This window comes from Achromobacter sp. UBA5777 (genome assembly GCF_002418565.1).
Classification (GTDB): Bacteria; Pseudomonadota; Gammaproteobacteria; order Burkholderiales; family Burkholderiaceae_B; genus Achromobacter; species Achromobacter animicus.
Genome location: NZ_DIEJ01000313.1, coordinates 30,527 through 54,984, shown reverse-complemented (window position 1 = coordinate 54,984; position 24,458 = coordinate 30,527). Strand labels below are relative to the sequence as shown.

General features: G+C 62.6%; 22 protein-coding genes. 10 read left to right on the top strand and 12 right to left on the bottom strand.

The window, feature by feature from the left end:
- Positions 1 to 26: 26 nt before the first annotated feature.
- Positions 27 to 320, bottom strand: a complete 294-nt coding sequence (locus tag B3446_RS27080) for a hypothetical protein (protein WP_191575481.1) — start codon at positions 318 to 320, stop codon at positions 27 to 29.
- A gap of 171 nt (positions 321 to 491) precedes the next feature.
- Here B3446_RS27080 and B3446_RS27075 point away from each other — a divergent pair, with 171 nt between their 5' ends.
- Positions 492 to 773: a hypothetical protein gene (locus B3446_RS27075; protein ID WP_291387127.1), complete on the top strand. Its 282-nt coding sequence runs from the start codon at positions 492 to 494 to the stop codon at positions 771 to 773.
- Positions 774 to 833: 60 nt separating this feature from the next.
- Here the strand turns inward: B3446_RS27075 and B3446_RS27070 are convergent, their stop codons facing one another.
- On the bottom strand, positions 834 to 1,799 hold the full coding sequence (locus B3446_RS27070) for a 2-hydroxyacid dehydrogenase (RefSeq protein ID WP_291387125.1): 966 nt from the start codon (positions 1,797 to 1,799) through the stop codon (positions 834 to 836).
- Between the two features lie 57 nt (positions 1,800 to 1,856).
- Positions 1,857 to 2,852 carry a Bug family tripartite tricarboxylate transporter substrate binding protein gene (locus tag B3446_RS27065; protein ID WP_291387123.1) on the bottom strand — a complete coding sequence of 332 codons (996 nt, stop codon included), beginning with the start codon at positions 2,850 to 2,852 and terminating at the stop codon, positions 1,857 to 1,859.
- A 177-nt stretch (positions 2,853 to 3,029) separates the two neighbouring features.
- On the opposite strand from B3446_RS27065, the gene B3446_RS27060 reads away from it, so the two are divergent.
- Positions 3,030 to 3,941, top strand: coding sequence for a LysR family transcriptional regulator (locus tag B3446_RS27060; RefSeq protein ID WP_291387121.1), 912 nt, complete (start codon positions 3,030 to 3,032; stop codon positions 3,939 to 3,941).
- A 13-nt stretch (positions 3,942 to 3,954) separates the two neighbouring features.
- On the opposite strand, the gene B3446_RS27055 is transcribed toward B3446_RS27060, so the two are convergent.
- Positions 3,955 to 4,338 carry a hypothetical protein gene (locus B3446_RS27055; RefSeq protein WP_191575477.1) on the bottom strand — a complete coding sequence of 128 codons (384 nt, stop codon included), beginning with the start codon at positions 4,336 to 4,338 and terminating at the stop codon, positions 3,955 to 3,957.
- A gap of 42 nt (positions 4,339 to 4,380) precedes the next feature.
- On the bottom strand, positions 4,381 to 4,863 hold the full coding sequence (locus B3446_RS27050; protein ID WP_291387118.1) for a DUF4189 domain-containing protein: 483 nt from the start codon (positions 4,861 to 4,863) through the stop codon (positions 4,381 to 4,383).
- A 157-nt stretch (positions 4,864 to 5,020) separates the two neighbouring features.
- Between B3446_RS27050 and B3446_RS27045 the strand changes: the two genes are divergently transcribed.
- The 3 genes from B3446_RS27045 to B3446_RS27035 all read left to right on the top strand — a co-directional run bounded on the left by B3446_RS27045 (position 5,021) and on the right by B3446_RS27035 (position 7,108).
- Positions 5,021 to 5,443, top strand: coding sequence for a CopG family transcriptional regulator (locus B3446_RS27045; protein ID WP_291387116.1), 423 nt, complete (start codon positions 5,021 to 5,023; stop codon positions 5,441 to 5,443).
- A 28-nt stretch (positions 5,444 to 5,471) separates the two neighbouring features.
- Positions 5,472 to 6,569, top strand: coding sequence for an alpha/beta hydrolase family esterase (locus B3446_RS27040; RefSeq protein ID WP_291387114.1), 1,098 nt, complete (start codon positions 5,472 to 5,474; stop codon positions 6,567 to 6,569).
- A gap of 134 nt (positions 6,570 to 6,703) precedes the next feature.
- Positions 6,704 to 7,108 carry an Imm1 family immunity protein gene (locus B3446_RS27035; RefSeq protein ID WP_291387112.1) on the top strand — a complete coding sequence of 135 codons (405 nt, stop codon included), beginning with the start codon at positions 6,704 to 6,706 and terminating at the stop codon, positions 7,106 to 7,108.
- On the opposite strand, the gene B3446_RS27030 is transcribed toward B3446_RS27035, so the two are convergent.
- The 4 genes from B3446_RS27030 to B3446_RS27015 all read right to left on the bottom strand — a co-directional run bounded on the left by B3446_RS27030 (position 7,098) and on the right by B3446_RS27015 (position 9,851).
- Positions 7,098 to 7,598, bottom strand: a complete 501-nt coding sequence (locus B3446_RS27030) for a hypothetical protein (RefSeq protein ID WP_291387110.1) — start codon at positions 7,596 to 7,598, stop codon at positions 7,098 to 7,100. The two genes, B3446_RS27035 and B3446_RS27030, sit on opposite strands and share 11 nt — an antisense overlap.
- 123 nt (positions 7,599 to 7,721) lie before the next feature.
- The gene (locus tag B3446_RS27025; protein ID WP_191575472.1) at positions 7,722 to 8,099 is read right to left on the bottom strand and encodes a DCC1-like thiol-disulfide oxidoreductase family protein; all 378 of its coding nucleotides are present in this window, start codon (positions 8,097 to 8,099) and stop codon (positions 7,722 to 7,724) included.
- A gap of 68 nt (positions 8,100 to 8,167) precedes the next feature.
- Entirely contained in the window at positions 8,168 to 8,377 is a 210-nt protein-coding gene (locus B3446_RS27020; protein WP_291387108.1) for a hypothetical protein, read from the bottom strand.
- Positions 8,378 to 8,477: 100 nt separating this feature from the next.
- The gene (locus B3446_RS27015; protein ID WP_291387106.1) at positions 8,478 to 9,851 is read right to left on the bottom strand and encodes an HdeD family acid-resistance protein; all 1,374 of its coding nucleotides are present in this window, start codon (positions 9,849 to 9,851) and stop codon (positions 8,478 to 8,480) included.
- A 221-nt stretch (positions 9,852 to 10,072) separates the two neighbouring features.
- Between B3446_RS27015 and guaB the strand changes: the two genes are divergently transcribed.
- The 4 genes from guaB to B3446_RS26995 all read left to right on the top strand — a co-directional run bounded on the left by guaB (position 10,073) and on the right by B3446_RS26995 (position 15,945).
- Positions 10,073 to 11,533, top strand: coding sequence for an IMP dehydrogenase (gene guaB, locus B3446_RS27010; protein WP_175121189.1), 1,461 nt, complete (start codon positions 10,073 to 10,075; stop codon positions 11,531 to 11,533).
- Between the two features lie 100 nt (positions 11,534 to 11,633).
- Positions 11,634 to 13,226 (top strand): glutamine-hydrolyzing GMP synthase, encoded by a 1,593-nt coding sequence (guaA, locus tag B3446_RS27005; RefSeq protein ID WP_175121190.1) that lies wholly within the window; start codon positions 11,634 to 11,636, stop codon positions 13,224 to 13,226.
- A 117-nt stretch (positions 13,227 to 13,343) separates the two neighbouring features.
- Positions 13,344 to 14,582, top strand: coding sequence for a hypothetical protein (locus tag B3446_RS27000; protein ID WP_291387103.1), 1,239 nt, complete (start codon positions 13,344 to 13,346; stop codon positions 14,580 to 14,582).
- 223 nt (positions 14,583 to 14,805) lie between these two features.
- A complete protein-coding gene (locus tag B3446_RS26995; protein WP_291387101.1) occupies positions 14,806 to 15,945 on the top strand; it encodes a hypothetical protein in 1,140 nt (379 codons plus the stop codon).
- Between the two features lie 180 nt (positions 15,946 to 16,125).
- Here B3446_RS26995 and B3446_RS26990 read toward each other — a convergent pair whose 3' ends face one another.
- Complete coding sequence (locus B3446_RS26990; RefSeq protein WP_291387218.1) at positions 16,126 to 16,923, bottom strand: aminoglycoside adenylyltransferase family protein; 798 nt, start codon at positions 16,921 to 16,923, stop codon at positions 16,126 to 16,128.
- Positions 16,924 to 17,013: 90 nt separating this feature from the next.
- Between B3446_RS26990 and B3446_RS26985 the strand changes: the two genes are divergently transcribed.
- The gene (locus B3446_RS26985; protein ID WP_291387099.1) at positions 17,014 to 17,826 is read left to right on the top strand and encodes an SDR family NAD(P)-dependent oxidoreductase; all 813 of its coding nucleotides are present in this window, start codon (positions 17,014 to 17,016) and stop codon (positions 17,824 to 17,826) included.
- A 575-nt stretch (positions 17,827 to 18,401) separates the two neighbouring features.
- Here B3446_RS26985 and B3446_RS26980 read toward each other — a convergent pair.
- Positions 18,402 to 19,103, bottom strand: a complete 702-nt coding sequence (locus B3446_RS26980) for a hypothetical protein (RefSeq protein ID WP_291387097.1) — start codon at positions 19,101 to 19,103, stop codon at positions 18,402 to 18,404.
- Positions 19,104 to 19,163: 60 nt separating this feature from the next.
- A complete protein-coding gene (locus B3446_RS26975) occupies positions 19,164 to 24,458 on the bottom strand; it encodes a hypothetical protein (RefSeq protein ID WP_291387095.1) in 5,295 nt (1,764 codons plus the stop codon).

Here is a 24,458-nt window from a genome sequence, read left to right as displayed (position 1 = left end):
CTCCCGCGCCCGTCTGCGCTCCAGCGCTATCTGGGAGCCATCCCCTTGCGCAACCGGTTGGAGGGCTCCAGAAGCGCGTCCTTCATGTCGTCGCGCTCCAGCACGCAGGGTTCGCGGTGCAGGTCGCGTATGAAATCGTCGTAGAGCTCGCCGGTGATGCCGGCCGGGCGCTTGAAGTCACCAGATAGCTGATAAGCACGCAGCAGGATCGAACGCAGCCGCTTGACCTCCCAAAGCAGGGTGATCACATCGGGGTTCCAGGGCTGACGCTCGCGGATAAAGCGCAGGTCGGCGTGGGAGAGTGGGTTTTTGAACGGCATGGCGGAAAATACTGTTTATTTATCCAGTATAGTCCGCCCGGATGAAAGGCAGGCGTCGGTGTTTTCAGCAATGGCGCCCTGCGTATGGTTGCCCGGTAACGCCGCAATACCGAATGTGAGAATTGTTGAGCCTTTGGATGACCGTCGTCCGTACCATTCCGTGAAAGCAAAATGAAAGGGATTGGAGCGATGCTGTGCGGCCAATGCGCGGCCATCACCGTGGATGAGGCGGGGGCGCCGGGGCATGAAAATCTGATCAGCCTGGGCTATGTCCGGTCATTGCCATTGGCGCAACGCGGCGTCACGCACGAGGCATTCACTTGCGGCGAATGCGGCGCCAATTGGGATTACCTGCACGACCGGCGCAACCCGGCATCGGGTTGGGCGCGCTGTGATCGCACCATGCCCGCCCCGCAACGGTCCATCGATCCGCCGGCCGTGGACGCGGCGTGAAAAATGGCCTGCCGGTCGACCCGGCAGGCCGCGCTAGCCTCAGTAGCCAGCCGTCTCGCGTTACACCACGCGCGTATGCACCTGGCCTTCGCGGAACCACGAATCCAGGTTCGCGCGCATCAGGTCCGCCATCGCGCGGCGCGTTTCGTGGGTGCCGCTGGCAATGTGCGGCAGCATCACCACGTTGTCCATGGCGTTCAGTTCCGGGGGCGTGGCGGGTTCGTGTTCGAACACGTCCAGGCCGGCGCCGGCAATCCGTTTGTTCTGCAGCGCCGTCACTAGCGCGGCTTCGTCGACCACCGTGCCGCGCGCAATATTGATCAGCCAGCCGTCCGGACCCAGGGCGTCCAGCACCTGTGCGTTCACCATGTGCCGCGTCGCGCCGCCGCCCGGCACGGCCAGCACCAGAAAGTCGCACTGCGCAGCCAGCTCGACGATGTCCGGGCAATAGCGGTAGCCCTCGGGCGCGTCGGGGCGGGGCTTGCGGTTGGTGTACAGGATCTCCATGTCAAAGGCCTGCGCGCGGCGGGCGATCTGCAGGCCGATGTTGCCCAGGCCGACGATGCCGCAGCGTTTGCCGGTCATGCGCGAACCCAAGCCGAACCCTTCAGTGGGCCAGCGGCCGGCGCGCACGAAGCGGTCGGCTTCCGCGATGCGGCGCGAGACGGCCAGCATCAGGGCCAGCGCGGTATCGGCCACGCAGGCGTCCAACACGCCCGGCGTGTTGGTGACCACGACGTTGCGCGCCTTGGCCGCCGCGATGTCGATGGTGTCGTACCCCACGCCAAAACTGAAGATGCCTTCCAACGCAGGCAGGGCGTCGATCAATTCCTTTGTCGCGCCGAAGCGGCCGCTGGTGGCGATGCCGCGGATGGCGGCGCCATGTTCGCGCAGCAGCGCCGCCGGATCCTGCGCCTCCCAGAGGCGATGGACGCGGTAGCGCGATTCCAGGTCGGCCACCAGTTCAGGCAGCAGGGGACCGACCATCAGCAGATCGGCGGCGGAGGCGGGAAGGGATGCAGTCATGGATACGGCTTATGTAGGTAAGAAGGAAAGGCCCGCCGAGGCGGGCCGGGACCGGAATCAGTTGGTCTGGATGTTGCGGGACTTGATTATCTGCCCATAGCGTTCGCGCTCGCTAGCGGCCAGATCCTGCAGCTCCTTGGGTGTCGATCCGTGGGCTACGGCGCCCTGCGATTCGAGCTTGGCCTTGACCGCGGGATCGGCCGCCACGGCGCGGATCGCCTCGGACAGCTTGTCGATCACGGCCTGCGGCGTGCCGGCCGGCGCCAGCACCGCCGTCCACGAGCCGCTCTGCGCGTTCTTGACGCCGGCTTCGTCGATGGTGGGCACGTCCGGCATGGCGGGTGAGCGTGTCGCGCCCGTCACGGCCAACGCGCGTAGCTTGCCGGCCGTGACGTATGGCATGGTCTCCAGGACGGACGCGAACAACATGTCGACGCGCCCGGCCATCAGATCGGTCATCGCCGGGCCGCCGCCCTTGTAGGGCACGTGCACCAGATCCACGCCGGTGGCTTCCTGGAAGATCTCGCCGGACAGGTGGGGCGCGCCGCCCGTGCCCGAGCTGGCAAAGGTGTGCTTGCCGGGCTGGGATTTGGTCAACGTCACCAGTTCCGCGACGTTCTTGGCCGGCAGGCTGGCGGGCACCACCAGCACGAACGGCAGGTCCGAAAACAGCGACACGGGCGCAAACGCCTTGACCGGATCCGAATGCAGCTTGTAGATCCAGGGGTTGATCGCCAGCATGCCCGAGTTTGCGAACAGCAGCGTGTAGCCATCGGGCTGCGAACGGGCCACGAGGTCGGCGGCGATCTGGCCGCCGGCGCCCGGGCGGTTGTCCACCACCACCGACGACGAGAATTTTTCACCCAGGGCCGCTGCCAGCAGGCGCGCCGAGATGTCGGTGCCGCCGCCGGGCGAGAAGGGGACGATCAGATTGATCGGGCGTTCCGGATAACCTGCGGCGCTGGCCGCGTGCGGCAACGCGGCGGTGGCAGCCAGGGCCAGCGCCGCGGCGAGGAGCCGGACGCGAATCCGGGCGGGGTTCTTTGTCTCCATGGATTTTCTCTTTTATGGCGTTGATGACGGCTAGGCCGCAAAAAAAATGGTGCTGCGGGTAAGGCTCCTGATGCTTCGCGGGCCGGCATCCAAGCCCTGCGGCCGAGTATAGGGATGCCTGTCCATGGATAGCCGTTCGAGCTATAAATAGCATCAATCAATTCAAGGATTGAATCGATGGAATTTCGTCAGCTCGAGTGCTTCATTGCGGTTGCCGAAGAATTGCACTTCGGCCGCGCCGCTGAACGCCTGTGCATGACGCAACCGCCGCTGTCGCGCCAGATTCAGTTGCTGGAACAGGACCTGGGCGTGACCCTGTTTGAACGCAACAGCCGGCAGGTGGTGCTCAGCGCCGCCGGCCGGCGCTTTCTACGCGACGCGCGCCATTTGCTTGAGTTTTCGGCGCAGGCCGCGGCGACCGCGCGCCGCACGTCCGGCGGCGAAGCCGGCCACATCAGGCTGGGCTTCACGGCCGTGGCCTCGTATCGCCTGATGCCGTCGCTTATCGTGCAGGCGCGCAAGCTGCTGCCGGGCGTGGAGATCCAGTTGCGAGAAACCGTGACGACCGAGCTGAGTCGCCTGCTCCTGGCCCACGAACTGGACGCCATCCTGGCGCGCAGCGTGCCGCAACAGGCAGGCATCGAGTCGCGCCTGCTTGAGCGTGAACCGCTGGTGCTGGCGCTGCCCGCCGACTCGCCCTTGTGCGAGCACGCCATCGTGCCGCTGCGGTTGCTGCAGGGGCAGCCATTCGTGCTGTATTCGCCCCGCGAAGGCAAATATTTCTACGACCGTATCGTGGGCGCATTCGGCTTGGCGGATGTTCAGCCGCAGTACGTGCAGCGCGCCGGGCAGACGCACACGTTGCTTGCGCTGGTGCGGGCCGGGCTGGGTGCGGGCCTGGTGCCGGATTCCGCGCGCGAGCTGCGGTTTGACGGCGTGGTGTTCCGGCCGATCGGCCAGCGCGATCTGTATGCAGACATGTACCTGGCCTGGCACACGCAGCACGACAACCCGGCGTTGGACGCTTTTCTACAGCGCGTGGCCAAGCGGAACAGCCCGGAAACTGCCGGAAGCCGAGGACAGGTGTGAGCCAGCCTTCTATCTAGCGGCGCTTGGGGCGGTTCGGCGCGGACAACGGCGCGCCGACGTGGCTGGCCAACCAGTGTTCGATCTTGTCGTCCCGGCGGGCGGCCCAGTCCTTGCCGATTTCCAGAATGAGCAGGTTGCGCGTGTCGGCATAATCCTGGCCCGGCGCCTTCTGGAACATCTCGCGCCAGATTTCGGAGGCGACCAGTTCCGTCGTCACCAGCACGCCGATTCCCTTCGCGTCGATCCACAAAGGCGCGGCGCGCTCATCCACGTGCGTCTTGATGTTTTCCAGGATTTTTTGCGCGAGCGCGGCATTGTCTTTGGATGCTGCGATCAGGACCAGATACTGCCGATGGTCGCTGGACGGCTCGTCGGAATCGCCAAACGGATTTTCCATGATGCTTTCCTTTCGGGTGAATGTTGCCCGACAGACTGTAATTCATCGGGCAAGCGGGGCGGCGTGATGGGCCTGGAAATCCGTCCTTATCACCCCGTCCGGGCCGGCGCGGCCGCTTTGGTCCTCCAGCTGCTGCGCCTGGGTCGAGCACGCGCTAAGCACCAGTCTGCACTCGGAACCCGTCTGGTCGCGGCATAACCCCAGACTGTAATCGCCGGTCCGCTGCCGGTCCCACGCCTTGTCGCCGATCGCGACGGTGTGCTGCGCGCCGTTCGCGGCCACCGCCACGCATTGATTCCTGAAGCTGGCAAACACCGCGCAGGTGGCTCGCGGCTCATCTTCCCGGCAAGCAGTGAGCGCGCTGCGGCGGGCCGCGGCGTCGGTGCCATACAGGATCGAGGCGTAGTACCGATAGGTTGAAGAGACGATCAATGCGCCGTACAGGTCGGGCGGAACCGGCTGGGCGAGGGCCGCCGCGGACCAGGTAAGAGACACGAGCAATCCCGATGCAAGGCGTGGCGCCATGGAAATCCCCTGGGGTTCACGAGGACGGTAGCGGAGCCGATTCCGCCTTGCCAGCGTCAATAAGACCGGCACCCTGAGACCAGCACCCATGACAAGGCAGATCTATCAAGTTGAAACATCCATGGACCATCCAAGTGGATGGTTTATGATTCGATCCATGCCGCCTCGCACCTTTCAACTCGCCTCCACCCCCAAGCCGGCCGACGAGAAGATCACGATCAACCTGGGATACGTCGACCTGGGCCAGATCGATCTGCTTGTCCAGGAAGGGTTCTATGCCAACCGTACGGACCTCATCCGCACGGCCATTCGCAATCAACTCGCCACCCACGGCGACGCCGTGCGCCAGGCGGTCAGCCGCAAGACGCTGGTGCTCGGCATCCAGCACTACACCGCCCAGGATCTGCTTGCGGTCCAGACTGCGGGCGAAATGCTTCAGATCCGGGTGTTGGGTCTGGCAACCATCGCCTCCGATGTCACGCCCGAGCTCGCGCTTGCCACCATCGAATCCCTGACGGTACTGGGGGCGCTGCACGCCAGCCCCGCCGTCAAAGCCGCCCTGCGTCAGCGCATCCGCTGACCCTCGCGGCGCAAACAAAGGTCACGCCATGCACCCTGATTTTCAGCACCTCATGCACCGGGCTACCCAGCTCACCCAGGCCGGCGATCTGACGGCAGCAACCGCCGCCATCCAGGCCGCCCTGCGAAACGGCCTGGCTGCCGCGCCTGCCCGGCAGGACGATGCCGACGTCATCGACGTCGAGGCTTGGGAAGTTCCGGATTCCGCCCAAGCCTCCAGCGCGGCGCCGCACGTTTCCGGCGACGCTGCCCAGTCCGCCCCAAAACCTGCCGCCGCGGGCGATACGTTCACCGCGGGGGTATTCCGCAATTCGTCCGGCCAGCGCGCCTACAAGCTGTATGTGCCGCCCAATCCGGATGGCACGCCGCGTCCGCTGGTGGTCATGCTGCATGGCTGCACGCAGGACGGCGACGATTTCGCGGCGGGCACCGCCATGAATGCAGCTGCGCGCGAGCAGGGTTTTCATGTGCTGTATCCCGTGCAATCGCGCGACGCCAATCCGCAGAAGTGCTGGAACTGGTTCAAGCACAACCATCAACAGCCAGGCCGGGGCGAGCCGTCCATCCTTGCGGGCATGACGCGCGAGGTGATCGCCGCCCACAACATTGATCCCACGCGCGTGTATGTCGCGGGACTGTCGGCGGGCGGGGCGATGGCAGCGATTCTGGCGGGCGCTTATCCCGAACTGTATGCGGCGGCAGGCGTGCATTCGGGGCTGGCTGCTGGCGCGGCGACGGACCTGCCGTCGGCGCTGTCCGCCATGAAAGGCGTGGGCCTGAAACCCGCCGCACCGGCCGGCAACGGCGTGCCGGTCATCGTGTTCCATGGCGATCGCGACGCCACCGTCAATCCCGCCAATGCCGGCACCGTGATCGCGGCCAGCGTCGGGCCCAACGCGCGTGTCGAAACCGTCCGCGTGGCGGGCGCGGGCAGCAAGCGCGACAGCACCCGGCATGTATACCGCGATGCAGCGGGCAATATCGTCGCCGAACGCTGGGATGTCCACGGCGCCGGACATGCCTGGGCAGGCGGCTCGGAGCAAGGGTCCTACACGGATCGGACCGGTCCGGATGCGACGGCCGAGATGCTGCGATTCTTCTTCGCGCGCACGTCGCGCCCTCAGTGATTCGCTAACGTTCCAGCGTAGTCAATGGCGGCTTGGATCGCGGCCAATGTAGTATCGGCCGTGATTCCCCTTGCATGTGACCTCCTTGCATGCGACCACCCCTCAACGCGCCGCTAGCCGGCGAATGGAGCACTGTGAAAATCGTCAGAATCATCGAAAACATGCGTCAAGGCGACCAGGAACAGACCCGCGCGCATGAATCCCCGACCGAGGGCGACCTGCTCGCCGCCCTGGACAGGCTGGATGGCGCGGTCTTCAGTTCGACCGCCTTCGTGATTGACGACGACACGGTCATGTCGATCGGCGGTGGCGGCGACGGCGCGTATGTTGTGTTCATCTCATCCGGCGGCGACACGCGGATCCACACGCTGATCGACCCCGCCAAATCCGAAGATCACGACCAGGACCTGGTGGCGGGTGGTCAATCAGGCAGTTATCCGCAGTACCAGTGCGTGGACCGTTCCAAGGCGGCGTCCGCGCTGTTGTACTTTCACGCGCACGGCGCCGCGTCGCCGGATTTGAATTGGGCTAGCGAATAGTCACCGGCTTGCCGTAGAACACCCGCGCGCACAGCAGACCGGCGACTGCGGCGGGCAGGGCGCCCATGAACAGCGGAAATCCCAGCGCTGCCAACGACCTGTCGCGGCTGCCGAACGTCAGCAAAAAGATAAAGGCGTACGCCGCGCCAATGAGCCCCATGCGCAGGACGGCCAGCCAGGACGGCGCGACCGGCTTGAGCGCGCCCGCCGTCATCCCGCAAAAGAGCGCCGGCAAGCCGCCAAACAGATACGCCCACGGCAGCCCATAGAGACCGAACAGGAGCAGTTCGGGATCCTTGGCGCCGATGGACATGGTCACGGCGATAAGCAACATTGCGACGGCCGGTCCCATGAATGCAAAGATCGCAGCGCCCGACAGCATGTCGCGCGACATGGCGCGGCCGGAGTCCTCGGGTCTGCGCTGCATGCGGCGGTAGACGGCGGCGACCAGCGTAGACGAGAGAAGCAGGGCGCCAAAGAAATAGATCATCAGGTCAGTTCCGGTTGTCAGGGTGTAGAGGTTTGCGGATGGCCGGCTTGCTGCTTGCCTACGCGTGTTCAGCAGGCGTGCGCGTGGCCGCTCGCATCGTGCGGATATCGCGCCGCAACTGCGTCAAGGCATTTTTTTCTTGCCCAGCAACGTCAGCGTCAGGCTGCGGCCAGTGCGCATGAAAGGATAGAGCGCCTTGGACAGGCACGCGTTGCTGAAGATGGTGGCATTGATGCGGTTGAACACATCGCTGCCGGTGCTGAGCAAAGCCAGCCGGTGGATGGCGTCCGCGCCCCAGTAGTCGCGGCCGTCCAGGTGCAACAGCATGCCCTGGTTCAGGTCATAGCCTTGCGCGCGATGGTGCGCGGCCAGGTCGGGATGGTCGCGCATGTTCAGCATGGCGATGGGCCCAGCGGCCTTGCGCAGCCGCATCATCCGCACGTAATTCGAGCAGAAGGGGCAATCGCCGTCATAGAGAAGGTAGTTTTCGTCGGACTGCATCGTCGGGATCCGTCGGGGTTTGCAGAAACATACCGCAAAAATCCGTTCGGGCGGTCCGCGGGGCGCCTTCAGCCGCCCCGATGTCCGTGATAGCGCGGCGCCGCCACGGCGCGCGTGTTCTCCTTGTGCTGGGAACCGACCAGCGCCTTGCGCCGGGCTTCCTCGTGCTGGTGATCGGACTTCGCGCGTTCTTTTTCCGCATGCGGAGGCGTATGCGTGTCGGGGGCGGCGGCCGGGACCGCGTGATGGGGATCGGGGCGGGAAGATGTGGGCGTCATGATGCGTACCTGCAAAGGCAACGCGGCATATGCCGCGTTTTCACGTTACGCCCGCGCCGCGCGATTCTCCAGGCTTCAATTGCAACAGCGTGCCCGCGGCTCAGGCGCGCGGCCGGCGGGCCGGCGATTCGCGGTCCTGCGACCGCCATCCCGCGCGCAATTCGGCAATCCGGCGCAACGCATGCTGCGACATCTTCCACCACCCGAATGGCCGCGGGTCCGCCAGCATGCTCATGGCGCGGGCGTAGTCCAAAGTCAGGCCCGGGGTCCAGGCCATCGTGAGGGCGCGCTTGCGGATTTGCGCGGCCACCCAGAGTTCGGGCGTCAGCAACAGCCGGATCAGCACCCGCCAGCCGGCCTCGCCGCCATGAAGGCGTCCTACGACGCCGTCCAGCGCGGCGTCCAGCGCCCGCGACACGGTGCTTGAGCAGTTGCGGTGGGTGAGGTTGTAGGTGGCGTTCTTGCGGTACTCCTGCCAGAACGCCGCCAGCTTGTCCGCATCGTAGTTCCGGATCCGCACGCGTACGTTCGACGGGCACCAGGCGTTTGACTCCGTCGCGTAATCGGGTTGGTAGACCCCCGGAATGTCGTTGTCGGCCGTGGCGCGAAGCAGCGCGCCGAAATCGTCGGGCGACCGGTCGATTTCCTCCTTCGGATACAGGCTGATGTAGATGCCTTCGGGCGACTCCAGCGCCGCGTGGCCGGTGGAGATGACGCCGTTGACGTCGACCGCCGCGATATAGCGGTCCACCAGCGGATAGCTGCGGGTCTGCGCCTTGGCCGAGCCCGATGGCGTCCAGACGTGGACGGTCAGCGCATGCTCGGAATCGGCAGGCGGGCCGTCCCAGATTTGCGGCTTTGCCTGCTCCGGCGCGGCAGGCGCAAAGCCCATCGACTGCGTGGCGGCGAAGGCGGGGTTCGAGGCCAGATGCCGGACGCGACGCGCCAGCCACAGCAGCTTCGCGCCCGCAATGCCGAGGAACAGCCCAAGGCAATACGGCACGGTGCCCACGTAATTCGTGGGATAGGGCTGGAAGAAAAAGATCGCCAGCAAAATTTCCGCCACGCCACCGGCGAACGCGTAGCGCCAGCGCTCGTAGCGCACGACGTACCCGGCGATGCACTGCAGCAACCCATCCACCAGGAACAGCGCGCCGAAGATCATCGACAGGACAAAGTGTCCGTGATGATGCCCCGCCAGAATCAGCCCGCCTGCCACGAGAACGAACAACCCTTTCGCATAGCGCAGCACGCGCTGGCCCCCGACACCGCTGGAAGCGATCAGCAGCGTGCCCAGACCTTCGATGATGAAGAGGACAGCAAAGGCGTTGAGCGGAAAGTAGAGGGCGTCGTCCAGGGCATCGATGAACACGACGATACCGGCCACGAGGAACACCGCGCCCGCGATGGCCAGCGCGCGCCAACGCTGGCGCAGGTAGGGGACTCCCAATAGAAGCAAGACCAGCTGCGCCATGGTGGCAAACCCCGCAAAGTCGATAACGTGTACACGAACATAAGAGCAGCCGGGTGGGCGCGTCAACGCGTGGGATGAATCGGCAGGCGGCCCGGAGCCCGATTCGCCGCCCGCAAATTGGGGCCTGATCAAGTGTCATAAATATCCACCCGGACCTATGGTTAACACCTAGTCAAAACATGCCGACGGCGTATAATCTCGCTTTGCGCCCGGAGTTACCCATGCGTCTCGTTCAAAAAGCGCTCACCTTCGACGATGTGTTGTTGGTGCCTGCGTATTCCGAGGTGTTGCCGCGCGACACCTCCCTGGCCACGCGCCTGACTCGCAATATCAGCCTGAACATCCCCCTCGTGTCCGCCGCCATGGACACCGTCACCGAATCGCGTCTGGCCATCGCCATGGCGCAAGAAGGCGGCATCGGGATCATCCACAAGAATCTCTCCGCCGACGCCCAAGCGCGTGAAGTGGCTCGCGTCAAGCGCCACGAGTTCGGCATCGTGATCGATCCGGTCACCGTCACCCCCCAGATGAAAGTGCGCGACGCCATTGCGTTGCAGCGCCAGCATGGCATCTCGGGCCTGCCGGTCGTCGAAGGCCGCAAGCTGGTCGGCATCGTCACCAACCGCGATCTGCGCTTCGAAGAAAACCTGGATCAGCCCCTGCGCAACATCATGACGCCGCAGGAACGCCTGGTCACCATGAAGGAAGGCGCCACGCTCGACGAAGCGCAGGCCCTGATGCACAAGCACCGTCTGGAACGCGTGCTGATCGTGAACGACGGCTTTGAACTGCGTGGTCTTGCCACCGTCAAGGACATCGTCAAGAACACCGAACACCCGATGGCCAGCAAGGACGCCCAAGGCCAGCTGCGCGTTGGCGCGGCGGTGGGCGTGGGCGGCAATACCGAAGAACGCGTGGAAAAGCTGGTCGCCGCTGGCGTCGACGTGCTCATCGTCGATACCGCGCACGGCCACTCCAAGGGCGTGCTCGAAGGCGTGCGCTGGGTCAAGCAGAACTACCCCAAGGTTGAAGTCATCGGCGGCAACATCGCCACCGCAGCCGCCGCGCGCGCGCTGGTCGAGCACGGCGCCGACGGCGTCAAGGTCGGCATCGGCCCGGGCTCCATCTGCACCACGCGTATCGTGGCCGGCGTCGGCGTGCCGCAAATCCACGCCATCTCCGAAGTCGCCAAGGCGCTGGAAGGCACGGGCGTTCCGCTCATCGCCGACGGCGGCATCCGCTACTCGGGCGACGTCGCCAAGGCGCTGGCCGCTGGCGCGTTCGCATGCATGATGGGCGGCATGTTCGCCGGCACCGAAGAAGCCCCCGGCGAAGTCGTGCTGTTCCAGGGCCGGTCGTACAAGTCGTACCGCGGCATGGGCAGCCTGGGCGCCATGACGGAAGGCTCGGCCGACCGCTACTTCCAGGACCCGGCCAACAACGCCGACAAGCTGGTCCCCGAAGGCATCGAAGGCCGCGTCCCCTACAAGGGCAGCGTGCTCGCCATCATTTACCAACTGGTCGGCGGCATCCGCGCCTCCATGGGCTACTGCGGCGCCGCCACCATCGACGACATGCGCACCAAGACCGAGTTCGTGGAGATCACCTCCGCGGGCGTGCGCGAGTCCCACGTGCACGACGTGCAGATCACCAAGGAAGCGCCCAACTACCGCGCCGACTGATCCGCACAGTCAACTACAATGTCATGCATCACGCACCGGCAGATCCGCAAAGAACAGCGGGTCTGCCGGTGCGGTTTTATTTCCAACGGGTAGAGTCTCCATGCACCAGCGCATTCTTATCCTCGACTACGGTTCGCAAGTCACCCAGCTGATCGCCCGCCGCGTCCGCGAAGCCGGCGTCTATTCCGAAGTCCACCCTGGCGACGTCGACGACGCCTTCGTGCGCGAACAGCAGGCGCAGGGTCTGAAGGGCATCATCCTGTCCGGCAGCCACGCTTCGGCCTACGAAGAGGGCTCCATGCGCGTGCCGCACGCCGTGTTCGAGCTGGGCGTTCCCGTGCTGGGCATCTGCTACGGCATGCAGTCCATGGCGCAGCAACTGGGCGGCGTGGTCAGCTTCTCCGACCACCGCGAATTCGGCTACGCCGAAGTCCGCGCTCACGGCCACACCAAGCTGCTGGAAGGGCTGGAAGACTTCAGCACGCCCGAAGGCCACGGCATGCTCAAGGTCTGGATGAGCCACGGCGACAAGGTCACCGAACTGCCCCCCGGCTTCAAGCTGATGGCCTCCACGCCGTCCTGCCCCATCGCCGGCATGGCCGACGAAGACCGCCGCTTCTACGCCGTCCAGTTCCACCCCGAAGTCACGCACACCGTCCAGGGCAAGGCCATGCTGGCCCGCTTCGTGAACGAAATCTGCGAATGCACGGGCGACTGGAACATGCCCGACTACGTCTCCGAAGCCGTCGCCCGCATCCGCGAGCAGGTCGGCACCGACGAAGTCATCCTGGGCCTGTCCGGCGGCGTGGACTCCTCGGTTGCCGCCGCACTGATCCACAAGGCCATCGGCGACCAGCTCACCTGCGTCTTCGTCGACCACGGCCTCTTGCGTCTGGACGAAGGCAAACAGGTCATGCAGACCTTCGCCGAAAACATGGGCGTGAAGATCATTCACGTCGACGCCACCGCGCAATTCATGGGCAAACTGGCCGGCGTCGCCGACCCCGAAGCCAAGCGCAAGATCATCGGCCGCGAATTCGTGGAAGTCTTCCAGGAACAGGCCGGCAAGCAAAAGAGCGCCAAGTGGCTGGCTCAGGGCACGATCTACCCCGACGTCATCGAATCCGCCGGCGCCAAGACGGGCAAGGCCACGTCGATCAAGTCGCACCACAACGTGGGCGGCCTGCCGGACACGCTGAATCTGCAACTGCTGGAACCCCTGCGCGAACTCTTCAAGGACGAAGTCCGCGAACTGGGCGTTGCACTGGGTCTGCCGCCGCAGATGGTGTATCGCCATCCGTTCCCGGGTCCGGGTCTGGGTGTGCGGATTCTGGGTGAAGTGAAGCATGAATATGCTGAACTGCTGCGCCGTGCCGATGCGATCTTCATTGAAGAGCTGCGTAATACCAAGGACGAGGCCAGTGGCCTGACCTGGTATGAGCTGACGTCGCAGGCGTTTGCCGTGTTCCTGCCGGTGAAGTCGGTGGGGGTGATGGGCGACGGGCGTACGTATGAGTATGTCGTGGCGCTGCGCGCGGTGCAGACGTTTGACTTCATGACGGCTGATTGGGCGCCGCTGCCGCATCCGTTGTTGGCTCGCGTGTCTTCGCGGATTATCAATGAGGTGCGCGGGATCAATCGGGTCGTGTACGACGTGTCGAGCAAGCCGCCGGCGACGATTGAGTGGGAGTGATCCTGCGGTAGGCGTAGCTTGGCCACTAACGGCTAGATTGCTGAAAAGCCCGCGTGACCGCGGGCTTTTTTTCGTGTGCTGGATTTGGCACTGGCAAGAAATTTCAAGCGAACATGCATGATGAAAAAAACAAATAAAGAAAAATTTCGGCGCGCAAAAATTGCGCTCTTGAAGCGAGATCGCCACCAGTCCCTCGCGCAGATTCTTTCAACTGACAGAGACGCGTTTTCCGGAATTCGACTGCTTTTCGCGTCGGATTCTACCGGCGCTCCCATACAAAAGGCGCTTGAGCAAGCGGCGTGTGTAAATTCGCTTTTTTGCGGGAAAGGAATGCTCGCCTTCTCCGAAGAAATTCACGCGCAAATGAGCTTGGGGCGTGCAGATCTTCAATTTGGGGTAAGGGCGATTCTGGACACAAACTTGTTTTCAGACCTACCAAAGTTTTTCACGGGTGATGAAATAAGTACTAGACGGTCCGTCGAGATGGCGCTGCGATTCGTGCAAACCACTCTGGGCGGCCATATTGACTGGACGTTTGCTTCTCTTGAGAACTTGCGGGAGGTGACCAAGGCGAATAATCCGTGGCCGTTCGTGAAAGTGGCCGCTGCACATCACTTTGCTAAGCGGGGGCTTAGCTCGGTTGATGAAGCGGGTTTACTGAAGTACATCCCTGCCGCAGAGGACCAATGGCTCGCGTGGTTGGCGAGCGGTGATTGCTGGAGACAGATCACGAGGCGTGACGTTTGTTACGCCGTTACGCTATTTTCGATTCTGGAGTGCTGGAAGGGCCGTGCTGTGAACGACGCAATGTCGAACCTTGTCGAATTCTGCCTTGACTCGTTTGACACGCTTCCACTCAAAGAAATTTATTTTGGGTGGAAGGCGATCATGGGCATTCATGAACCCGTTGGTCGGCTGGCAGTCTTTGGAGAGCGGGCGATTAGCCATCCGACGAAAGACTCGCTGAAACGTATATCCGCGTTGGCATGGGATTTGTTCATCTTCCGCTGGTGCGAGACACTCATGACTGAGTTAAAGGGATCGAAGTTCTATATCCCAGCCGTAACCACTTTGGATAGTGCTTTACTTGAAACAATTAAAGCCTGTCCGTTGAGGGCGGTGCTCATAGACGACGTTAGTGAGGTCGTTGAGGCAATTTTCGACGACGAGTTAGATTTTCAACAATGCCTGAGCCATTCGATATCCGAAGCGACCCAAATCAGAATTAACGATCCTGAACGTAATCCCTCAGTAGATCAGATTTCAAGGTACGGATTGGCGCAGACTATCTATTCTCTTGAGGCAGAAGTGGCGGATAGGGTCAAAGCCGCCCAGAAATCGGGGAAAACGTTCTGACTGTTTTTCTTAATCGATGATTTGAGGTATCAGCCGGGCAACTGGAACTTCTTGTGTCCTCCTATACGAAGTGGCTATTGCATCTCGTCAACGACAACATTTGTGTGATTCTGAACGGCATGATAGGAGCGTGCCAGGCACACGGCCGTTCGCTTTTTAATGATGCCAGACCATTGATATACTGCGCGATCTCATTTAGGTGACAACCAACAGGAGATATCGGATGCGCTTAAAGGCCCTTGCACTTGGTTTGATGACTGTTAGTGGTACGTCGGTGGCTGCACGGGACAGCACGCAAACCTTACAGCAGGCCTTGAAGCAAGTACCGCAGGTGGTGTTGAGCGCCCCTGAAGCGATACAGATATCTTTCCTTGACGTGCAAGGCTGGCGGGGCCTTGAGAAAGCCGGACCCACCGCCGACGCCATGCGTCGGTTGTCCATTGCCCAGGCAATCACTCCGCTTCAATCCATTGGTCACGGTCTGGACAAGTGGTCCGATAGCGCGCATATCCCGTTCGACGAGTTGTCCTATTTCGCCGGATTTGGCCAGTCGCCCAGCAATGTCACCTACTGGGGGCTGAAGGACAAACAAGCCGCGGCGAAGTTTGTGGATCGACTGAAGCAGGCTGAGTTCAAACCGGTGGAAAGCGATGTGGCTGGCCTGTTGGCAAACGGCGAGCCCAACAAGCCCGACCTGACCAAAGCCACCGGGCAACAGCCATGGCGGGGTACGATGGGCATGCCTACGTTTGTCTTGCCGCTTGATACGGCGTTGGTGCAGGCGGCAGGGCCGACGGGAATGAAGACGCTGTCCCAGACTGCGCCGTCCGTTGCGGACAGCGAGATCGTGGCGGCTGCGGTGGCCGGGTTGAAGGAAGCCGTGCCTTCGGAAGGCGGCAGGATCGTGCAAGCGGCCGTCATTTCGCCGGTGTTTGGTCTGCAAGGGGTCGATCCGGCCAAGGTGTTGTCGGGATCGCCCGGCGATCTGGATAGCTCGAAGCAGAAGCTTCAGGCGGCCGCGGCGTCCAGCGGGCGCGGCATTCCGCCTTACTTTGGGGGCATCATTGCCGATGTGCAGGTCAAGGATGCGCCGGCGGTTGTGATTGCTTTGTCGTACGCAGATTGCGCCGCCGCTCAGCAGGCGGTCGATGGTGTTGGCGCTGCGTGGAAGCAGGGCATGGCAGCGGCGGTGCAGGCCGATGTGAAGGGACGTACCGTCCAGGCTGGCAAGCTGTGCGCGGCGGTCGTCAGCTTGACTGCGCCGAAGGCGGAGAATGTGGGCAATCCGATTCTTAGCCAGATCAGGAACCGCTATATGCAGCGTGACGCTTCGGTTCTCCAGATCGGTTCTTCGCAGCAGTAACTGACCGGCTTCCGAATCTGCGACTTGATGTGCAGGTTTGGCAGCCGCTGCACCGAACATAGTGGGCAGGCGGCACGCCGTGTTGCCTGCACTCGCACTGCGCTTTTAGCAGCGATGCCAGCGGCCAGCTTAGCTCCCGAAGACGCGGGGCGCAATGAATGGCATGCGCCGGTTCCGCTGTTAATGGGCGGAGCAAAGACCCTCGATGACTCGACGTGCGTGAGTGATGAACGCCTCGGTTTCGTTCGCATGCCGCTGCGCCAAATCGTCCGGCGCTTGCCCAAGATAAATCGCCCGCGCGTGGTTGAGGATCGGCCGAAATTGCGGTTCGATCCGCGCCAGCAGCCACGCCGCCGCGTCCGCCTTTGAAGCGATTTCTCCCGTCACAGCCGTGTACCAGATGCGCGCCAGCGCCAGGATGATATTTCGCTCGTCGTCCGCCCAATCCTCTGGTTGGTTCCACTGCGCAACGGTGTCGAGCAATGCGCGCATCAGATCTTGGCGCGGAACGGCGTCATAAAGCTGGTCGGCGGGCGGGCCGAAGACCGGAATGCTGTGGCCCAACACCTTTGTCAGCACGATGGCGAGGTCGTGGTCTTGCATGGGCGGCTCCACGATGCCCGCCAGTAAGTCTTTGCGCAGCCATTCGCCAAACTGAAGCTCTCGGCGGGCCGGGTGGCGCCAAGGCACGACTTGCTGAAGCGTCATCACGGTGACTTCAAGTGCGCGCAAACTGGGCGACTGGCCCGGTGGCGCGGAGACCGTCAGCAGTTCGGTCGCCAACGCACGGAGCGTGGCCGCGTCGGGCGGCTCGGTCACGGTGACGAGCAGGTCGATATCGCTGTGTGGTTGCAGCCCGCCGTCGACGGCGGAGCCGAACAGATGGATGGCGGCAAGGCGGGTTCCGAGATGGCGGTCGATGACGCGTCTGGCGTCATCGATCTGAGTCGCGATGGCGATGGGCGGGGCTTGGGTCATGCAAGGATAATAGCCAAGCGTCGGGGCCATAGGCCAGCCGGATGGTTCCGGCGTGCGATCCGCATCCATAACAGTTTTCATCTAAGTTTCATGACCAACTATCCCCAACTCTTCAGTCTTCAAGGAAAAATCGCCGTCGTGCTGGGCGCGGCTTCCGGCATCGGTCAGGCGTCGGCGCACGCGCTGGGCGCGATGGGCGCCTATGTGATGTGCGCGGACCGCGACGAGGAGGGCGCGCAAACGACGGCGCAGCAGATCATCGACGGCGGCGGTGCGGCCAACTGGATGCAGGCCGATGCCGCCAGTGGCGAGTCCATCGCGCAGTTGGCCGCCAGCGTTTTGGATGAGCAAAAAAGGATCGACATCGCGGTGGCAACGCCGGCGCTGAACATCCGCAAGCTCATCGTGGACTACACGGAAGAAGAGTTCGAGCAGGTGGTGAACCTGAACCTGCGCGGCGCGTTTCACTTCATGCGGCACTTCGGCCGGCCAATGATGAAGCAGGGCGCGGGCAGCATGATCCTGTGCTCGTCGATGCGCGCCGTGACGATCGAGCCCGGTCTGGGCATCTATGCGGCGACAAAGGCGGGCATCGAGCAGATGGTCAAGGCGTTCGCGGCTGAGGTCGGCAGCTACGGCGTACGCGTCAACGCGGTGATGCCGAGCATCATCGAGACCCGTCTGACCGAGCCGCTAAAGGAACGTCCCGAGATCTACAACACCTACGCCGGCCACACTGTGCTGAACCGCTGGGGACAGCCGTCCGAGGTGGGCGCTGCGGTGGCGTTTCTAGCGTCGGATGCCGCGAGCTATATCTCGGGCAGCAGCCTGGCGGTGGATGCGGGCTGGACCGCCATAGACGGGCCGCCGACGGGTTTGACGCAGACGCGGCCGTCTGAGTAGGCTGCCGTGCGCGGATCGGTCAAGACAACCCGGCCGGGCTTGCAAGCACAGGGCATCGCTGGCTCGCTTGCGTAGCGTTGCCGCGGGTTCGATGATCCCCAGCGCACGGTGCACTATCAGTTCGGCAAGCCGGAGGCCCAGGCTTCATGGCGTCATTCAGATCGTCATTTTGCCTCGAGTACGCGTCATTCGGTGCGCGGCGGCATGTTCCTTTGATTGCTGTCTCGTGCTGATGTTCGCGCATTGCGAAGCGAAGGCCTTGCAGTGATCGACGTGCGCAGCAAGCCTGAGCGGCCCGGTGAGGGCACGATCGATTCGCGACGTCCGTAAACAACGGAGCCGTTCCCCACAAGCTGATGATTCTGAACTGCAGATCGTGCGTCCTCTTGTTCCAAGGGAACGATGTGCCGCGGTGACCAAGAAGAGGTCACCGCCGAGAGAACTGCCTGCGCCTTTTTTTTTGCAATGAGGCGATTGGGGGAAGGGGCATTGCCCGTATGTAAACGTGGACGAGTTCGCGTTATACGGGACCGGAGCAGGCGCTCAACCTGCGCAGTTGCGCGGGCGGACTCGCCTTAGGACTTCTCCACAAACCAGAGCCTGATTTTGCCTCCAAAGGGCTTGAAGTTGATGTCGCTGATCGATTTCCACGACAGCTCGGCGGTATAGGGGCCTGGATCGTCCGGCACGCCATCGGTACAGGTGTTCCGCGTCTTGTCCTTGACCTTGACCGCGCTGTTCAGGATTAACAGCCTCTGACCGGAATTCGGTGGCCCGTCCGCACCTAGGACGGTGAAGATATGCCCACTGCCGTACGGATTCGCGTCGATCCGTGTTGCAGAGGCGAGCACCACGTCCTTGACTACTGCACCTAGTAGGAAATTAGCCGGCACGAGCGCCGCGGACGTAATGCCGGAACGTCTGCCCGCTTCGCTGCCCACATCCGGAATCGTCACGTCCTTGAATGTGAGCTTGTAAATACCTTTGGTGTAGGCATCGAATCCCTGCTTGATGTGATCATGCGAGACATCATTGGTGCCCGAAACCTTCTTGATTTCCTCGCGGATGCCTAGCTCGACGCTCCTGAGTTCAGCAGCCGTATTGACCTTGAACAATGGATCCCTTTTGAAGGCGAGGGCCACGCCCAATGCGTAGGACTGGCATGTATTGCCAGTCGCCTGACCGGTTGGCGACAGCACGAAACCGGGGTCGGCATATGCGGAAGCGCAGATCATATTTATTGCCAGCGCCGCCCAACGAAGTCTTGAGGCATTCATCAAGTTTTCTCCTTGAGATTCGAGGAAAGTTGGCACGTTTTCCTTCGACTTCAAATTGTGTTAACTGGGGTATGGTGTTGGTATCGTGCAAGGCCTTCGGTTGACCCAATTTCCCGGAGTGCAGGGCAGGTTTAGGGGCAGGCGCACAGCGAAGCGCGGCCCGCCTTCGACATGCAGTCCCTCGGGCAGCCCCGGGCCTGCGGCGGCAACCTGTGCATCTACGGGTTCCCGGCCATAGGTGGCGGGTAGGTAGGCTTCGCGTTCCTCGACGTATACGAAATGCGTAGCATCCGGATGCGGGTTGTCGGTTAGAAGAGAAGTGATGTCTATGGCCAGCTTCCATTGCCGACACGGCCCTGCGTAGAGGCTGGCGTCGTTGTCGGGCGGAATCGTGACTTCCTCCATGGGGCGAGCCGGCATAATGCGTCTGCAAAGCAGGCCGGCATCGTTCTTGTACTCGCTCATAGCGTATGCCCAGAACCGTGTAGCGACCAACTCATTCGCTGGACAAGTGAGAGCCTGCGCCGATGCCAGCCCGTGTACGGTGACGTGGGCGGTAAGCTGATCCTCTACCATCTCAGTGGTGAGCCAAGCGCTGCGTACGGGAAGCAGTTGAATCCACTGCGTCACCGGATAGGAAACCTGCAGTTTCCGGGGCGCGTTGGGCTGAAAACGCACTAAGCCTAGTCGCACGAATGGCTGTGCCTCGAACGGATGTTCGATGGACATGTCGACGTACCACTGCTCAGTTTCGATGTCGAAACGCGGTTCGTAAGCCACCAGAGAAACGTCGAGCGTGGGCGACTCGATATCTGGATTGGCCGTGCCGGTGGCCGGCTCGACCCGGATTGGCATTGTGACGAGGGACTCCAGCCGTGCAGCGAAACTGCCCAAGGGAGCCTGCTGAATCAGGTCCTTGAAGGCAGAGGGGGGTAGGAAGCCGGGGAGCGTTGAATCCGTCGGAGCGTCGGGGTCTACAAGCTTGGTCGGATCGCTACCCCAGCGCGTCACGAAGCGTCCGCCGGGGCCGAGGTCTTCGTCGGTGAAGTCGGGCAGCGAAGGCTGCCCCCCGGTTTGTGACGAAAGTTCGGTAATCCCGTCGAGAGAGTGCGGTGGCCAAATCACCACGCCCAGCATCTCACCCTCGCCAGAGGAGAACCATCCCCGGTCGAGCGGGATCCGGACCAATACTCTACGTTGAATGTAGGAGGTCCGATTTTCCCACACGAAGGCCGGAATGGGTGTTTGCGCGATAGGCTCCGACGGGCGAATGCCCGCCGGCAGCCAGACGTCGATCGGCGTCCCTAGGGATATTGGATCCTTCGGCCTTGGTAGCTCCTGGCCCGGGCGCAGCCATCCGCCAGGCCGGGCTTCGGCGCTGGCAGTGCGCATCAGCTCTTCGTGCCGCGTGCGGGCGAACACATGAAGCATCAGACGGCGCGCCTTGCGGTCCGGAAAGATGTAGCGTTCCACGACACGTCCCCATACATTGGGACCCGGAACTCCGGTTAGTCCTTCCAGCGCGATGAGCCATCGGCCCTCAGCGTAGGGCAACGGTACGTCGGGAGACGGCAGGACAAGGTCTTCAATGCGCAGCAGCAGAATATCGGGCCGAGGGAAATCGACACGTCCATCTCCGGCTACGTCAAAACCAAAAACTTCTCGCGTGGAAAGCGGCTCGGACTGTCGCTGCCCTGGCCAATCGCCGTTGCGCCGGTCGCGCGTGCTGCGTCCGCGTCGCGGGTCGTCGAAGGTCGCGCTAGTTGGGCAAGCGGCATTCGCCCGGATCTCGATGGCTCCAGTGGTTGGGAGATCGACAAGCAAGTCCCCTGCTAGGATGTACTCGGGTTCGCTGACGCTCACGTCGCGTTTATGCCCGGCAAATGCGTCCGTGGATGTCGCACCGGCAAGATTAGTGACGGAATTGTCCATCGGCGCGATGTTCGGTTGCGGTCGGAAAATGAACGGCCGGCGCTGGTCTTCCTTGGAGCCGAAGATGGGCATCTGCCAAGGCTGCTCGGTCGCATGGGTCGTCCGGATTGTCTGCACTGCGGCAATTTCATCGATTGGACGCCGGCTCAGGGTTTCATAAAGGGCTTCGGCGATAGCCATGCGAGCGGCCCGCCCGGGAGCAGGTAGGCCGCCAACCCCATCGTTGCCCTGCGTCGCCTGCGGGTTGGTCGCGGTTGGCAAAGAGTTCGCGTGAGCTAGCACCGCCGTCATGTCCTGGATAGTGGCTTGATCTGGGGACAGGAGGCCCCGCAATGCCTCGAGAAAGGCCGGAGGCTCAATTCTCGTTTCTCGGGGTTGGCCCTTACGCGCCTGTTGTAGGGCCAGGGTTCCAATGCTTTCGACCGTCGCGAAGAGGTCTGCCAGGTTCTTCTTGCTTGGCATGCACCAGACGTCGACTTCGAAATCCTCGCCCGGAGCGAGCGCTACTACCAGCTCAATGCAGTTCGTCACCGGCCATTTACCGGAGGGGGAGGACGCCAGCGTAATTACCTCGTCCAGAGTGGGTAAACGAAGCTGGGGACGAGGGGTTTTGTTGCGTACGATGCGCAGCGTCAGTGGTCGGCAATGCGGATAAGCCATCCCGGGTCCACGCATCGGTTTGGTGACCGAGTTGCCATCTAGATAGTGTTGGGTCCCGGCGAACCTTACCGCCACCACCCAATAATCTGCTGCTGGGTCGGGGTAGAAGCGCCGGGGTCCCAAACGTGGTGTCCGCTTTTTATTTTCGCGATAGACCGCATCCCCGCGTTGGTCGCTGGACTGCGAAGCGGGCATGCGAATGGTTCGCGGCTTGTTGAATGCCTGGCCATTCACGCCTTCGACGGACTGTGACGAGACAAAAGGAAAGCCGCCGTTCGCAGCGTCGAAATCGACGCCCCGCAGACCGTCGGGGGGCTCCCGATCTTGGGTGTTGTCATCGAATACGCCATGCATCGCCGCGAAATGCATCTCGACTGAGGGAGGTACGAAGATGCGCTGAGTCTCGGACGGATGGTCACGGTCAGGCGCGATTTTGCCAAGGCCACTGCGCACAACGGCATGCCCGGCGTGCTGGTATCCCATTAGTGGGGGCGGGGTGGTTGGCTGTGCAATATTCTCATGCAATAGCAGATAGGGGGCGGAGATCCGTTCGTGGCGGGTGAATCTGCGGATACCGGAACGGTTCTCTTGGGGCGACGGCAACGTGAGCAGACATTCCGCGGGACAGTCGGTCTCTGCGTCGTACAGTCGCCGAGCGTCAACAAGAGGAAGTGAAATGCCGCCAGCATAGACGGCGCGTACACCCACGCGGTAGGGCCAGCCAAAGCGCAGGGGAGGCGGCACACGGTCTGAATCCAGTCGGGCTTCGGGTAGAGAGATAGTCTCGCCGGCACCGACGATCGCGTTGGTTTTTTTCTGCGTGGCATCGCCGGCGCACTGGGCCGCCATGGGCTCCCCCGTCCACACTGCTACGATCTCTTCGACATATGCGATTCTCTCCCCTGGCGGAGCCGAACTCCCTTTATCAGGCTTGACGATCCGAATCGGCAAGCTGAGATAGACGTCGTCCAGGGTCCGTTGCCAGGATTCCGTCTTGCCGGACGCGCCACTCCCCATCAATAAGTGCACCTTCTCCCGCACGAGCCTGGCGCTAATGCCGAAGGTGCCGTGCTCGATGTTGCGGGCCATCAGGCTGCGCCAAGTGACTGCAGCGCTGGTTCCGTTCCCGCGTTTCGGCTTGAGCGGGACCCCCACGTCAATCCGGTAGCCGATCAACAAGTCGTTCGAGTCAAGCACGACATGTTCTTGCTTGTCGATCTGGGTGGCGTGATGGACCCGTGCAGCGAACTGCAGTGTGGCTTGCTCCAGCCGGCCCCGGTCCAGCAGCACCAGCCCGGCGGTCGAGTGCGTCTTTCGGGCACAATCGCTTGACCTCCGGGTTATAGGCGGCGGCGCGACATCTGAATCACCGGTCGCTGCCGATCTTGACTGCTTGGTGCCCATCACAATCCGGTCGATGGCGCCATTCGTGGCGCGTGGCACATCCAGACTGGTCAGCATGAAGCGGCTGACATTCTGATCATCGGCGACATTGAGATCCTGGCCGAGTACCAGCACGCCTTCGTACTGCGAAGCGGCGGGGTGGAGCTTTTTTGTATCGCCGAACATCTGCAACTCGAGCCGGCTGCCCGGAAGGAAGTGCATGGCGCCCGCGGGTCGATAGCGCGCTAATGTCCAGATGTCTGGAATTTTCGGATCGGCGCGAGGGAACCCTAGCAGTAGGTGCGCCACCATGCATGGGTCGGAAGTGGCCCCATGCAGGCGCAACGCTTCTTCGAGTTTCTCTGGGTCGATCTCCAGGTCCACGGTTAATCCGAACAGGCGGGACAATGCCGGCGATCCCTGGATGGCAAAGTAACACTGGGCGATGCTGTCTTGCTTCAAACGTGCACACTCAGCCTGTTTGCTTCGGATTTCGGTAGTGGCGTTTTCGGGCACGTTCGCATCTGTGTACGACTGCACAGCACTCGGAATTTTCCCGGTAAGGTCTGCCCGGTCGCTATCGAGAGATGCTGGGGCGACGAGCCACCGCGCTTGCGGCATGCCCTCGGTGTCGGCCAAGCATCGGTACTGATCGTCAACGGCAGTTTGCGCTGCCTTGTATCGCGCTCTTGCATCATTCACGAGCTTTTGCTGGGAATCCAGTACCGGCGGCGCGGCGATGCGGGCGAGGCAACGTGCTTCCTCTGCCGCGCAGGAAAGAAACTCGCCACGCGCCCATCGCACGGTGGCGCTTGTTTCCAACGCTCGTTCGCTTTCGAGCAGTAGGGCGAGATCGCTCTGGCGCGAAGGGAGGATCGCTTCGACTGTCGCAGCATCCGGCGAGGGCGGCGATGTGGGTGAAGGCTTCTGCGTCAGGCCGCTGCCCGCCTGCAACCCCTTGCCGCCGTTGGACGCAGTGAGCAATGCAGCGAGTTCGTCCCAGGGATCCGGAATGACATTTCCACAATTGTCCCTGAAGCTATCTGCCCAGAGCTGGTTTAGTGCGGCGATGTCGCGCTGGTGAGCGTTTCTCCATGCGGCGGCACCACCGCTCCAACAGGCCTCAACGTCCACTGCGGCCGCGATGGCGGCCTGGAAGGAGTCCGCGCATTCGCCGCCGCTGATGCGCACCTGGGCGACTTTCAGCAGGATCACCCACTTTTCATCGAGCCAAGATTGAATCAGCTTACCTGGCAAGTTTGGCAAGTCGTCTTTCCCCATGGTGGGTGACAGCATCAGGGTCACCCGCAGACGGCGGCCCGGCGGCGTAGCCCGTATTACGCCAGATGCGACAAGTTTCGGAATCCCTTTGAAATCCAT